This window comes from Halorarum sp. SLYT50, from assembly GCF_059821265.1.
Genome location: NZ_JCAMRW010000005.1, coordinates 63,176 through 75,221 on the forward strand (window position 1 = coordinate 63,176; position 12,046 = coordinate 75,221).

A 12,046-nucleotide genomic window follows, 5' to 3' on the forward strand; every position below is an offset into this window, starting at 1 on the left:
GTCGAGGAATCTCTACACGCTGGACTTGTTTATTGAGACTCGTCAACAGTATCGATGATCCGCCCGGCGGTCGAACTGATCCGCCCAAGCCGATCCTGCAACGTCTCCGCGTCGTCGTCCTGCCACGCGGCGAGGTAGAACGCCGACCCGCTGGTATCGAGCCCGAAGTACCGCCCGACGACGTACCCAACCGCCTCGGCTTCCACCTCCCGCTTCGCTCGCCCTTGCTCGGCGTCGACCCCATCGTGCAGTAGTGCGTGTGCGTACTCGTGTACGAGCGTCACCGCCAGATCAGCCTGATTCGCTCGTGCCTTCGCCTCAACGATCGGGTTCTGGTCAGCCGCATACTGGTACCGACAGATGCCCATCGCCTCGCCGTGCTCCCACTCGTCGGCGTCGACGATCTCGACGGTCACACCGAGGTCGTCAGCTGCCTCCACGAGTGCGGGCACGAGATCACCGGCGTCGCCGGTCGCCTCGGTCTCCAACTCGGGGAGTGACTCGCCCTCCGTCTGTGCGACGTCGAACACGGCGGTCGGCTTGAATCCGACCAGCCCGCGTGACCACTCTTCGGGCAATGTCTCGTCGTACGCACAGTCGCTATTGTCGTGATACGACGGCGAGTTGTGACACCTCGGACAGCGGGTGGTGATGATCGGCGCCCAGATCCAGATGGCCTGCTCGCCCTCCTGGACGTGCCGGTCGAATTTCGACTGCCACGTGTTGTACCCGGCGACGCGAGTCGCCTCAGGCCGCTGGAGGTGTATCAGAAGCGTGTTCCGGTGCGAGTAGTCGTGGAACTGCGACTGGACATCGAGCCAGTCTTGGAACTGCTGGCTGGCCCGTGCCTCGTCGGTCAGCGTTGCGAGGTCGTCGAGCCACTCGTCGATCGAGCTGTGCATTTCGTCGTGGCGGGTCTCAGAGTCGTCGAACTTAACCCGCGAATCCATCTGTAGTGACATGGCGAACTGCGTGGGCACTCTCGATTCGAGTGCCCTTCCCCGAGCCCTCCGGTCAGCCCGACCTCGCTCGATAGCGTAATAACACAGGATGAGTGAAAATCTAAAAAGTAAGACACGGTCTCGGCTGTCGTTTAATTATCCAGACATCTCGCGAAGGCGGTTATTCTTGCCGGGCTAGAATCCGGAGAACCGCGATTGTCGGCGATCACCGCCCAATGTTCGTCTCCATTAGGGCCACTGCTGGTGACATCAAATTCGGAACCAGCAGAGTATCCGCCACCTAGAACCTGGTCACCTGGGTTACAGCTGGCGCTGAAGCTAACGGATTGTAAAGGCTTGACGAAGCGAAACTCAGTGACCGTGTAGATTTCGATTTCCTCCACCGAACCAGGTGGACCTGGTGGACCTTGTTCACCCTGTGGACCTGGTGGACCGCGGGGTCCCTCGATATTCCACGTTAGGACGGCCTCATTTCTCTTACACTCGGTGGCTGAATCAGCGATCGATACCTTCCCGTTTTTTTCGTTGACACAGGCGACGATGGTTTCCCCGTCCGTTGCCGAGACGAGGGTACTGGCGGCCATCGGAGCAGCGAGGACAGCAGTAGCCATCACTAGGAGTACGACGAGTTGTTTGCGGTGAGTTACCATCTATTGTGAAAACGGAGAATACCGAAATAGCAGTTCTCACCACTGATTCGGCGGATATAGTGATAATTCATGTCCTTAGATGCGTCCTGCGTAGGCCTGCGGACGAGTTGGCAGTCGGATTGGCACGAGTTGGCAGTCGGATTGGCACGAGTTGGCAGTCGGATTGGCAGGCGAACCGCGCGAGCGAGCACTAGTCCCATCCGCCGGGGACAGGTACACTGTCGACACCGGCGACGAGCCGGACGACGTCGACGTGAGTACCGCAGAAAGCCACGTGGTGCCACGGAGAGGCGACGGCCAGGCCAGCCGTCCGAGTAAGCGAGGAGGACGAGAGCGGCACTGTCTCGTCTCCGAGCGGCGCTTTGATGCCGAGGTACTCAGCGACTTAGAAACGTTCGGTTCTATGGCACTGTCTATTTGATCGTCTCAATTGGCGTTTGTCCGTCGAGCGCTTGATGCGGCCGCTGTGTGTTCACTCAACCGACGAAGTGGGCTAGAATCCTCGTCTTCAGAGTAGCTCGCTTTCGTCAGTCAGTATGGAGCGATGCGACCGAATCGTCGCCTGCGACACACTCGCCGCCTCTGCAACCGCGTCTTGGGTGAACGCTTGATTGTGCCTCTTGCCGGCGACGTAAAGACACGCCGCCGCGAATCCTGACGGCTTCACTCCAACCGTCCGTTGGTCGGCCTCCGCTCGCTCCGCCAAACGTCGCGCCTGCTGTCGGACCTGATCACACGCCTCGATCGTCGACGAGAGCCGGGCGATGTGGTCACTCGGTGCGACTGGCTGCGCCGGCAGACCGAGCTCTCGATTCAACGTCTTGTAGGCGCTCGTCACGCTCGCCTGCCCGACCCGCGCCGGCCCACTCACCTCATCGAGCGTTCGTGAGAGGCCGTTACACCGACAGGCGCCGTAGACGCTTGCGGCCGTCATCGCCTCGATCGACCGCCCCACGAGTAGGTCCTCAGACTGCGCACTTCGGAACAGCTGGCACGCCTGGTCACGCAGCGACTCGGGCAGGCCGAGTGTACTGACGATCCGCCGAACTTCACCCAGTCCGTGTGCGAGGTTCTGCTCAGCCGTCGAATGCCGTTGGCCGCGTTTGTGTTCCCGTCGAAGTCGCGAGAGTTGGCGGCGCTTCCGCCCCGAGAGCGTGTTGCCGTTCGCGTCGACATGGTGGTCGATTTCGGCCGAGAGGCCGCGATCGTGTCGCGCTTCCGTGAGTGGTGCGCCCGTTCGGTTGCGTTCGTCCGCGTCGAACGAGCGCCACTCGGGACCGTGGTCGAGCCGCTGGTCGTCGATCACGAGCCCGCAGTCGTCACAGACGGTTTCGGCCGCGTTGGTGGTGACCCGGCCGTCGCACTCGGGACAGTGGTTCGCGCTGGGCTGTACGTCTTCGTCGACGGTCGTCGTGTAGATGTCTCTCTCTGTCGTCGCCATCGATAGTCACCGAAGTTTCGAGGAAGACGCTGTCTCGCGCCCCTCACCCGCCAGGGGCTGACAAAAAGCCGAGGGCGAAAGCCCGGCGGCTCTGTGAGCCGCCCGGACCGTGGAGGTGGTGGGAGGTGGCGGTGCCCGTACGCGCACTAGCAAAAAAGGGGGCCGCCACTCAGGCTATTCGTTCCACCAGCGCCCGCGTTCAGGGAAGTGGACGGTGCTCCAGCCCCGGAGCGCCACCGAGAGACGCCCGTGATACCAGTTCCGCGCCACCCCGTGCATCCGCACACGCTCTCCTTCCTCAACCAGTGGTTGTGAGCTGGCCTCCCACGCCGTGAATTTGATTTTTGAACTGTCGTCCTCGATGAGTCCGACTTGGGCTATCGCTGGCGATCGCGGAGTCCACAGCTTCGTCACCGTTCCTTCAATGCTCACCGTCTGTCGACTCAACCCGTCCAACTCCCCGATCGGCACGACCCGTCCGGGTGCCGTCTGTAACTGCTCGAACACGCGCAGGACCGCACTCATCATGCTCGTTCCGTCCACGACCGCCTGTGCCAACCGCTGACTGATCGCCGCCCGCGACCACTGCTCGAGCTTTCCATCTATCCGTATCGCCTCGCTGTTGACCGCCCCCAACTGCTCTTGGGTGAGCATCTCTCGGGGGTCGTCCCGCTCGGGGTCGGCCCAGTGGTCCACGGCCGCACGCCGCTCCTTGAACTCCTTATGCTGTGCTGCGCTCTGCTCGGTCACCACGTCTCGCGTTCGCCCTGGCCGACCCTCTTGAGTTGTCAACTCGGCTTGGGTACTGATGTGCTCCAACTCGTCGTTCCGCGCTTGGATGCGCTCCTCTTGGGCCAGGGTCTTGCCGACCATGTGATCCGGGTCATCGTCGACCCGCGCGTCCGGGTGGTTGGCGTCCACTTTCGCCTGCACTTCCATCTCCACCGTCGGCCGGAACGCCGCCCGCTCGTCGACGACCTCGAATCCGTCCTCGTCGACTGCCGCCTCGTCGTTGTTCTCGAACGCCTGCTCATCCACCGAAACTTCCTTACTGCCTTGGTTGTTACTCGACATTGCGAAGATCCTGAAGGCGCTCACTCGGCGTCTTCTTCCCATACCACGACTCTCCAGCCGTGGCTGTCCTCACACACCGACTACTCCTTCGCGCGCTCTCGCTCGCGCCTTCGCGAGAGCGGGGCGCTCGCGAGAGCGCGCCGATGGTAGACAACAAACCAGCCACGCGCGGTGACCCGCCCGGAGCGAACGTCCAGCGGAGTAAGCGTCGGGGGTGAGCACCCACGGCGCGCAGCCCCTGGCGGTTACCCGCTGGCGTCGAAGCCATATTCATTTTAGCCCGGCAGCCCGCCCGCCACTGCAGGCAGGCAGCCCGGAATGGTCAGTCGCGAGTGACGCGGAAGGCGGAACGCACCGCGCGGGGCGTGCCGGTGCGTACTACCGATCGATCAGGGCCCGACAACTGGTGATCAGCCGCTATCAACAGACCGGAAAATCGGCTACTCGTCCTCAAGCGCCGTGTAGATCTCCGCGTGGCGACGCCCATCAAGTTCCCCCATCTCACGGGCGATCTCGTGGCGTTCCTCATCGGTCTCAGCGGCCTGATAGCGCTCGTACAGCTGGCGGACCTCATCATCGACCGCGCCCGAAGAATCACTACCCGATGCCATTGCTACCCCACGGATTCGATGTGAGTGGTTAGGCATTGCGCCGAGTGCACGCTCGAAAGTAGATGCCGCAGCCGCGCCGTCCACAGCGGTCGGAACGACGGAGAGGTACCTGTTCTCAGATCAGCCGCAGCGAGTCACCGGGGTCGTCCCCGATGATATCGACCAACCCGTAGACGGTGATCGCTCCCGTATAGCCCTGTGCGGTCACCGCATTCTCGATACCCGACCGAGCCGGCTGGTCGTCAGTCAAGACGACCACGGTCGTCGGTGCGCGATCTCGAACGTACTGGATCACTAGTCCCGCGAGGATCGTATCGGTCTTCTCGACTTCGTGTTCGGGTTGGCCCATTTCGTTGGCGATTGTCCGACGTGCGATATCGCTCGCGGCCACGGCATCCCCATCCGTTGGGTCCGGCGCCTCGATGACCTCTGCCCACCCTTCCTCGATAGCTGCCCGCACGCGGGCGTTCTCGGGGCCGCCGAGTTCACCAACGACACGTCGAGGGAGTTTGAGCACGACGCCGGCCCGCTGTACTTCCCCTCGGAAGCGATCGTACCGCGCGTTCGGCGGATGGCCGAGCGCGTAGAAGATGTTCGCGTCGACGAGCACATCCCCGTCAGTAGCGAGTGGCGAGTCAGCGTCCATCCACCCGCCTCATTCGTCGGGCGCCGCCTCTCTCGGCGCGTCGTCCAGTTCATCAAGCGCAGGAAGCTCCATCGCGTCGTGGACGTCGGGGAAGAGATACTCGAAGAACGGGTCGTGGTCACGCCCGACGATGAGTGCGGGTCGGAGCGCGTAGATGATCATCATCGCCTCGGTGTCGCGAACGTCGATGTCACTCGCAACCATCCGTTGAGTAGTCTTGCCGGCGAAGTGGAGACCGGCGCCGCGGAGGGCGGCGATGAGCTTCCCGAGTCCGTATCGATCGAGGAAGTACTCGACGTCCTCGTCGACCTCCTGGAGCGCAAGCGCGTGAAGGACGGTCGGCGTGATGATGATGGGGACGTACTGCTCGACGATGACGATCGGATCGGCAGTCAACTGGTGGGGTCGCGTCGCGTCGTCGCGGTCGACGAGCCCGAGATCGACGAGCTGGTCGATATACTCGTAGGTGGTCGATTTCGAGAGATCGAGCGCGTCCATGACTGCCGGCGGCGCGACTGGTCCCCAGTAACAGATGTAGACGTAGACACGAGCGAGCGCCGGTCGGTTGAGAAGCTGGATGACGGTTTCGAGACGGGGGGCGTTCTCGGCCATCGTCTCGGGAGCGAGGGTTTCCTCGTCGAGAGCGTCGAGCGGCGGTGGGTCGAACGTATCGATTCCCCCATCGGGACGAAACGATTCGCGGTCGGTCATACTCTAAAGTCCGAAGTCTATGTACTTCAGACTACCGTCTCGGCTTGCGGTAGAGATGCTAACGGAGAATCCGAACACGCGCATCGACTCAAGTGGTCTCGGCCTCAATACTCAACGAAGATGCCGCGAACCAGAGTGAAGGAAATCCCAGCTGCTCTGTCGTTTAAGTAGTTCTGGTCACAAGGAATAGCTACGAAGGGCATTCGACGCAGTCGCGTCGAATCGGTTTTCCGTATCTCAGCGTCTTTCCGAGAGATATCTCATCAGTTCTGGCTCAGCGATCTCGGGGAATTGTACCTCCCACGCGGCTATTTCTCGCTACAGTTGGACCGACGCCGTCAGGATAGTCGTTTGTCTTCAGAAGATGTACTCGTCGTCAGGTTCGGGGAGTTCACCGTGTTCGAAATCACGTGTCCACGCTCCGTCGGTCCCGTCGACGCGTCCCTGGCTTCGGAGCTCGTACAACTGCTCGAGAACAACTGCCTCATCGAGGTGGAGTCGGGAGGCGAGTTCGCCCTCGGTGAAGACACCGAACCCCGAGAGTTCGTCGAGGATCGCCTCAGTAACCGACAGGGACTCACCGGTTGCGTGGTGGTCGTGGTCGGCTCCGGCTTCGAACGCGTTCTGGATATCCCACTGATCGTCTCTCATAGCTGGTCCTCCCAGAAGCGAGTGATAACCGTTCCCGCTCAAATTCTATCTCTGAAATCTCCTAAGTAAGTATATATCTGTACTCAGTGGTTTTCTAGTAACCACTCGTCCAACTGTTACCTGACGGAGAGGTCATCTTGCGAAACGACAGACAGAGAGGGGGGCCACGCCCTGAACTTATTCGTCTCGAACCCCTTTCTATTGTAATGCCGGATTCGTTGCCTGAAGACCCTCTGCCAGCGGATTCGACCGCTCCGCAGGTCGACAGGAACGCCTGCGTTCTGTGGCACCGACGGGACCTCCGGCTCCCCGACAACCGAGCGGTCGAATACGCGACTGTTGAGTACGACACCGTCTGTCCACTCTTCGTCTTCGACCCGCAGTTCTACGGGGCCGACGGCCTCGCCTGTGACGCACGAGTTCGCTTTCTTCACGAGTGTTTGAGTGACCTCGCGAACGCGTACGCCGACGCTGGGACGACGCTTGTCTACGGCCATGGATCACCGACGGCCGTACTCGATGCGTTTCTCGACCAGGAGTGGAACGTCGTCGCCGCACGAAACGCGACTGGACGCTACGGGAAGCGCCGCGACGACGCACTCGCCGACCGCGATGGCATCGAGTTCGTCGCCGAGGACGGGATTCGATACGGTCAGACCGACCGCGAGGGATGGAGCGACCACGCCGAGTCGCACTTCGAAGCCCCGCTCAACCGACCGCACGAGTCGGGGTTCGGAAGCCACGCCGTAGAGACCGAAGTCACAATCGACGCGATCGAGAGCAAGTACGAAATTAACCCATCGAAGACGGACGTTCCGACCGGCGGCCGAACGGCGGCGCTGGCGCGACTCGACCGCTTTCTCGACGTCATCCACGAGTACCAAGAGAACATCAGCAGCCCGCTCGGTGCAGAGACGTACGCCAGCCGGCTTTCGGCACACCTCCGGTTCGGCGCGCTGTCGGTCCGGGAGGTGTATCACGCGCTGGACGACGCGATCGACTGTCGCGGCAAGGAGTCGTTCGTCTCGCGGCTGTTTTGGAACCGCCACTACACACAGAAGCTTGCCGACTGGTCGGGGTGGATGGACACCGCGGTCAACCCCGTACTCGAAGACCCCTACGCGTCGAATCGCGACGACGAGCTGATCGAGGCGTGGAAGCGCGGCGAGACGGGGTTCCCGATGGTCGACGCGTCGATGCGGTGTCTCCGGGGGACGGGCTGGCTCAACTTCCGGATGCGCGCGATGTGTGCGTCCATGTTCAGCCTCGTGTTCAAACAGCCATGGCAGATCGGCGCCGACTACATGTACTACCACTTGATCGACGCCGACCCAGCGATCAACTACACCCAGTGGCAGAGCCAGAGCAGCCTGAAGCGGATCGGCGCGATCCGCGTCTACAACCCCCGGAAGCAGGTGCGGGACAACGACCCCGAGGGCATGTTCATCAAGCGCTGGGTACCCGAAGTCGAACCGGTGCCGCCGGAGCACCTCGACCGGCCCGAGCGAATGCCACTCTCACTCCAGGACGAACTCGGTGTGACGATTGGGGAGGCGTACCCGTATCCGGTCGTCGACTACGAACACGAACGACAGGCCGCACTCGATACACTCGGTGGGCTTCGTGAGGAGTCCGAAGCGGCGTTCGACGACCCCGAGGTGTTCCGTCGAGCGTCGCTGTCGCCGAAGAGCCGGAACATGGTTGAAGAGGCATCCGGCGACTCGACATCTCCGAGCAACACAACCCCGAGTGGGCACTCACAGGACCAGCAGGCTGCCCTCGATCAGTTTGGAGAGTAATGGGGTCTTCTGAGCGACAAGAGGCCGAGATGAGCGTTAGTCCGCGAGTGTCGGCACGGTGTCGTACTGACACCGGTCACACCGCCGGAGTCCGTAGTCGTCATCCACCTCGTCGGCAGTGAGAGTCTCGACGATCGTTGCATGCGTGAGTGCCGAGCAGTCGCGGCTTCGGTGAGCCGTCTGACCGTTCTCGGTCACGTGCCATGTCTCGGTCGGTCCGTTCGATCTACACTCACTCCCTGAGTCCGAGGAGCCGTTGAGACACGGCTCACAGAGTCGCCGGCCACCGATGTAGTGACGGCCTCGACGCTCCCCACAGCCGTCACACGCGACCGCCTGCCGCATCAGGCCGTCCTTCCGAAACTTCGCGTCGCGAGTTGCGCGTTGATCTCCTCGCGAATCACCCACGCTGGGATATCCCGGTCACCCGCCAGGAACCGTGCGACGTGCTGGTGCTTACATCCACCCTCCGGGTCGTTGAACTCGACGTCCGGACACGTACACGCCCCACCGTCGTGAATGTCGACCGTGTACTCCGTGCCCTCCTCGGAGAACACCGTGAATAGCCCCGGCGCGTCCCGGTCGAGGACGACCAACCGTTCGGTGAGCGCTCGGATCTCTCGGTCGGACAGCGTCTCCTCAATCGCTTCCGCGCCACCGGCATCTGTGATGGCGCTCATCAGCTCTCCTCCTGCCCATCAAGGTAACAGCGGAAACACGGCAGGTCGTCGCTCTCAGGCCCCTCACACCACGTCTCTCCGTTGGGACACGTCTCTTCATCCTGGTCTTGCTCGTCGGTCGCCGGGTCGTGTTCGTCGGGACGCTGCGCTGACTTCTCGACCGTCTCTGATCCAGTCATGAATACTCACGAGAACACGCTCGAAACGCGCGCCTCGCTCCCTCAAGCGCAGAAAAACTCCTCTGCGGTCGCTATGGGTCGGTTCTCACGTCGTCTCCTCGGCGGCCCCACCGTCCGTCGTGTCGCTATCGTCGGCTCGCGGCAACGGGAGGACGGTACACGATGGCGGCGCGGTCTCGCGAGTCTCCGGCGCGCACTCGCGACAGGTGACCATCGCCCAGCGGTCAACCCGGATTCGGAGTTCGCCCGTGAGTTGTGCGCCGCAATCCTCACAGGTTGGCTCGGAGACCACCCGTGTCGCGCCGTCGCCAGCGGGCATCACTGCTCCTCCCGGCTGACAGATGCTTCGGGGTGATCGAGACGGTACGTCGGCTCGTCGGCTACGTATCGAACACTCATTGGTGACCACGAGACGCGAATGTACTCGCGCCTCGCCCGTTCCGGCGCCGATAGACTCGGCCATCTTAACCAACGCTACCGACAGGGGACGCCGGCATTTGTTGGTTAAGACTCGCTACTCGCTGATGATGTGGTCGCTGAGGTCACGCGTCCAGTATGTTGCGAGCCCATCGGGGCTACATCGTTCACAGAATCGGAGCGTCCCTTCGAGATGGCCGAGTTCGACGCGGAAGCGTGTGAGCGCCGCGCCGGTGTCAACGACGAGCCTGCACCCGTCGCAGGCGTGCTGCCCGTGCTCGTCGGGATCAGCGACCGCCTGAGTCGCGCAGTCGAGACAGATCGAATGGGTCACGAGGTCGTCGTGACCCCACGTTCGGGCTTCAGCGACTTGTCCACTTGGCGCTGCCTCACAGAACTGGCAGCCGGTCAGTGTCTGTTGCACCAGCGTTACGCCTCCTCGTCGCGAGCGGCGGTCCAGCCACGATGGAACACGGCGAGTTGGGTGATCGAGTCGAACGCCTCCCCACTCGGGTCGTGGACCAACACTCGTCGTTCCGCAACGGGCGTCACCACGCTATCGTCGACGAGGTCGTTCACGAGCCGCCGCGCCGTCCCGTCGGTGAGGTCTACCGTCGATTGCTCGGCGTCTCGATCCTGCGCGAGTTGTTCGGCTTCGAAGCGCTCGTGGTCGGTATTCGTAACGTCGAACGCAGTCGGACCATCCATGTGGAATCACGAGACGCTCTGGAGCGCCTCAGGCTTCTTGGCGCCGATAAACTACTCCTGCTACAGAGAGGCACTTGCGAGGAGCGACGAGACTCAAGCACCCATTTGGAGGGCCTCGTTAGCTAATAACTGAATCTCACCGTACCACGCTCACAGCACCCCTCCTCGTCTCCCCGCCAAAGCGACGGTAGAGGAGAGGAGAGGAGAGGAGAGGAGAGGGATTACGTCTCGGCCGACGACGCTTCGGTCGCCCGTGAAACGGTGATAGTACCGTTCTTACCCACCTGAACGTCACAGCCTGAATAGGTGAACTCGAACGTTCCCCCCTGATTTCGGTGTCGGCTCGGCCGAGCCGACCCAAATAGCTCCTCAACCCCGTCGGGGTCTATCGCTTCGTACAGAGGCGTAAGCTCAGTAGCCTCCCGTCCGGTGTATTCAGCAACCGCAGAGACGATGGAGAACGTCAGTCGATCAGGGTGTGTCCACTCTACTTGGAGGGACGTCGAATCGATCTCGCTGGTGTTCGTGGAGTCGTCCATACTGGCTCTCGGTACGATTCCCACGCGCATAGAATCAAACTGTTCGTATCCACCCCGTTTAATAGAGGGTATCGAGCGTACGAAGTGAGATCTCGGTAGTCCTGACGCCCGCTACGATTTGCTGATGAGGGTCGTAGCGAGGAGGTTATGTAGTCCCCGAGTGATCCGCCGAGAGAACGACTGTTGAGTGATCTCTATCTCCGCGGCGAGTTCGGTGAGGTTCGTTTCGCGAGGAACGTTGAAGTACCCATTCTCGAAGGCCAACTCCAGCGCCTCGCGTTGCTTGGCGGTGATTCCATACATGATAGCCGGATGGTCGGTCGGACTCCAGACCCGTCCGATCTCGACTGGGATGTCCTTGTCAGCCAGTGTTCGCTGAAACGACGCGAGATTTCCACGGTCAGGCCCTCGTAAGCGGAAGCGCCACGTCTCGGCCGTTCCAGTCGCCTCCTCGACGAGGAGATCGTGGTCTCTTAGAGCACCGATGAACCCATCTATTTCGGTGGCCCACTCGATAGCGTAGAGGTGCCGCTCGTGGCCACCATCGAGTCTCGTCAGGGTCCCAACGCGGTCGTCTCCTCGGACGGACTCTTCGAACGCCGTTTCGTCGGCAGTCTCTGCCCAGAAATAGGGCACGAGAGAACCCCTCACCGGCACGAACTGGGTGAGTTCGATCCGGATATCGTGACCGTCCTGAAGGACTTGTCCTAACGTAAACGCGTCGCTCGGGATCGTCAACTCCGTGATGACGATGCTCATCCGGGCAGGTTACCGGAATGGTTCCCCGTCCACATGAGTCGAGACAAGGACACCGAGTGTCCGAGGCGAGGAGTGACAACACGAGCGTGTAGCCGCAGGGCTGTGGTTCTGGTCATGGATGGCCTGTGGAGCGTGGAGTTACCGTGTGATGCGCTCGCGTGCAGGCCACGCGAATGAACCGTGTCACCGCAACACGACTGTCGGCGTTCATGAGCCCTC

Annotated in this window: 15 protein-coding genes; 1 reads left to right on the top strand and 14 read right to left on the bottom strand. The window is 61.8% G+C overall.

Annotated features, from left to right (window positions below):
• Positions 1–29: 29 nt before the first annotated feature.
• From AC6RUA_RS19485 to AC6RUA_RS19515, 7 genes are all read right to left on the bottom strand, one after another.
• Positions 30–962: an ArdC-like ssDNA-binding domain-containing protein gene (locus AC6RUA_RS19485; RefSeq protein ID WP_499816253.1), complete on the bottom strand. Its 933-nt coding sequence runs from the start codon at positions 960–962 to the stop codon at positions 30–32.
• Between the two features lie 1,158 nt (positions 963–2,120).
• Positions 2,121–3,053 (bottom strand): transcription initiation factor IIB, encoded by a 933-nt coding sequence (locus tag AC6RUA_RS19490; RefSeq protein ID WP_499816169.1) that lies wholly within the window; start codon positions 3,051–3,053, stop codon positions 2,121–2,123.
• Between the two features lie 174 nt (positions 3,054–3,227).
• Positions 3,228–4,127 (bottom strand): DNA-binding protein, encoded by a 900-nt coding sequence (locus AC6RUA_RS19495; protein WP_499816170.1) that lies wholly within the window; start codon positions 4,125–4,127, stop codon positions 3,228–3,230.
• Between the two features lie 440 nt (positions 4,128–4,567).
• Positions 4,568–4,738, bottom strand: a complete 171-nt coding sequence (locus AC6RUA_RS19500) for a hypothetical protein (protein WP_499816171.1) — start codon at positions 4,736–4,738, stop codon at positions 4,568–4,570.
• A 115-nt stretch (positions 4,739–4,853) separates the two neighbouring features.
• The gene (locus AC6RUA_RS19505) at positions 4,854–5,384 is read right to left on the bottom strand and encodes a PIN domain-containing protein (RefSeq protein ID WP_499816172.1); all 531 of its coding nucleotides are present in this window, start codon (positions 5,382–5,384) and stop codon (positions 4,854–4,856) included.
• Between the two features lie 9 nt (positions 5,385–5,393).
• Entirely contained in the window at positions 5,394–6,095 is a 702-nt protein-coding gene (locus tag AC6RUA_RS19510) for a DUF7437 domain-containing protein (protein ID WP_499816173.1), read from the bottom strand.
• A 357-nt stretch (positions 6,096–6,452) separates the two neighbouring features.
• On the bottom strand, positions 6,453–6,746 hold the full coding sequence (locus tag AC6RUA_RS19515; protein WP_499816174.1) for a hypothetical protein: 294 nt from the start codon (positions 6,744–6,746) through the stop codon (positions 6,453–6,455).
• 206 nt (positions 6,747–6,952) lie between these two features.
• Between AC6RUA_RS19515 and AC6RUA_RS19520 the strand changes: the two genes are divergently transcribed.
• Positions 6,953–8,545, top strand: a complete 1,593-nt coding sequence (locus tag AC6RUA_RS19520; protein WP_499816175.1) for an FAD-binding domain-containing protein — start codon at positions 6,953–6,955, stop codon at positions 8,543–8,545.
• Between the two features lie 344 nt (positions 8,546–8,889).
• Here the strand turns inward: AC6RUA_RS19520 and AC6RUA_RS19525 are convergent, their stop codons facing one another.
• The 7 genes from AC6RUA_RS19525 to AC6RUA_RS19555 form a co-directional block, all read right to left on the bottom strand.
• Entirely contained in the window at positions 8,890–9,225 is a 336-nt protein-coding gene (locus AC6RUA_RS19525; protein WP_499816176.1) for an SWIM zinc finger family protein, read from the bottom strand.
• A complete protein-coding gene (locus AC6RUA_RS19530) occupies positions 9,225–9,404 on the bottom strand; it encodes a hypothetical protein (RefSeq protein WP_499816177.1) in 180 nt (59 codons plus the stop codon). Before AC6RUA_RS19530 ends, AC6RUA_RS19525 begins: the two co-directional genes overlap by 1 nt.
• 85 nt (positions 9,405–9,489) lie before the next feature.
• Positions 9,490–9,723, bottom strand: a complete 234-nt coding sequence (locus tag AC6RUA_RS19535) for a hypothetical protein (RefSeq protein ID WP_499816178.1) — start codon at positions 9,721–9,723, stop codon at positions 9,490–9,492.
• A 195-nt stretch (positions 9,724–9,918) separates the two neighbouring features.
• Positions 9,919–10,245: a DUF7558 family protein gene (locus AC6RUA_RS19540; RefSeq protein ID WP_499816179.1), complete on the bottom strand. Its 327-nt coding sequence runs from the start codon at positions 10,243–10,245 to the stop codon at positions 9,919–9,921.
• 5 nt (positions 10,246–10,250) lie between these two features.
• Positions 10,251–10,529 carry a DUF8069 family protein gene (locus tag AC6RUA_RS19545; protein WP_499816180.1) on the bottom strand — a complete coding sequence of 93 codons (279 nt, stop codon included), beginning with the start codon at positions 10,527–10,529 and terminating at the stop codon, positions 10,251–10,253.
• A gap of 221 nt (positions 10,530–10,750) precedes the next feature.
• Positions 10,751–11,068 (bottom strand): DdfA family disk-determining factor, encoded by a 318-nt coding sequence (gene ddfA / locus AC6RUA_RS19550; protein ID WP_499816181.1) that lies wholly within the window; start codon positions 11,066–11,068, stop codon positions 10,751–10,753.
• A gap of 111 nt (positions 11,069–11,179) precedes the next feature.
• A complete protein-coding gene (locus AC6RUA_RS19555; protein ID WP_499816182.1) occupies positions 11,180–11,827 on the bottom strand; it encodes a helix-turn-helix domain-containing protein in 648 nt (215 codons plus the stop codon).
• Positions 11,828–12,046: the final 219 nt, after the last annotated feature.

Bases quoted from the DNA above. Each gene is read 5' to 3' on its own strand.
- AC6RUA_RS19485 (WP_499816253.1), bottom strand. From the start codon at position 962: ATGTCACTACAGATGGATTCGCGGGTTAAGTTCGACGACTCTGAGACC.
- AC6RUA_RS19490 (WP_499816169.1), bottom strand. From the start codon at position 3,053: ATGGCGACGACAGAGAGAGACATCTACACGACGACCGTCGACGAAGAC.
- AC6RUA_RS19495 (WP_499816170.1), bottom strand. From the start codon at position 4,127: ATGTCGAGTAACAACCAAGGCAGTAAGGAAGTTTCGGTGGATGAGCAG.
- AC6RUA_RS19500 (WP_499816171.1), bottom strand. From the start codon at position 4,738: ATGGCATCGGGTAGTGATTCTTCGGGCGCGGTCGATGATGAGGTCCGC.
- AC6RUA_RS19505 (WP_499816172.1), bottom strand. From the start codon at position 5,384: ATGGACGCTGACTCGCCACTCGCTACTGACGGGGATGTGCTCGTCGAC.
- AC6RUA_RS19510 (WP_499816173.1), bottom strand. From the start codon at position 6,095: ATGACCGACCGCGAATCGTTTCGTCCCGATGGGGGAATCGATACGTTC.
- AC6RUA_RS19515 (WP_499816174.1), bottom strand. From the start codon at position 6,746: ATGAGAGACGATCAGTGGGATATCCAGAACGCGTTCGAAGCCGGAGCC.
- AC6RUA_RS19520 (WP_499816175.1), top strand. From the start codon at position 6,953: ATGCCGGATTCGTTGCCTGAAGACCCTCTGCCAGCGGATTCGACCGCT.
- AC6RUA_RS19525 (WP_499816176.1), bottom strand. From the start codon at position 9,225: ATGAGCGCCATCACAGATGCCGGTGGCGCGGAAGCGATTGAGGAGACG.
- AC6RUA_RS19530 (WP_499816177.1), bottom strand. From the start codon at position 9,404: ATGACTGGATCAGAGACGGTCGAGAAGTCAGCGCAGCGTCCCGACGAA.
- AC6RUA_RS19535 (WP_499816178.1), bottom strand. From the start codon at position 9,723: ATGCCCGCTGGCGACGGCGCGACACGGGTGGTCTCCGAGCCAACCTGT.
- AC6RUA_RS19545 (WP_499816180.1), bottom strand. From the start codon at position 10,529: ATGGATGGTCCGACTGCGTTCGACGTTACGAATACCGACCACGAGCGC.
- ddfA (WP_499816181.1), bottom strand. From the start codon at position 11,068: ATGGACGACTCCACGAACACCAGCGAGATCGATTCGACGTCCCTCCAA.
- AC6RUA_RS19555 (WP_499816182.1), bottom strand. From the start codon at position 11,827: ATGAGCATCGTCATCACGGAGTTGACGATCCCGAGCGACGCGTTTACG.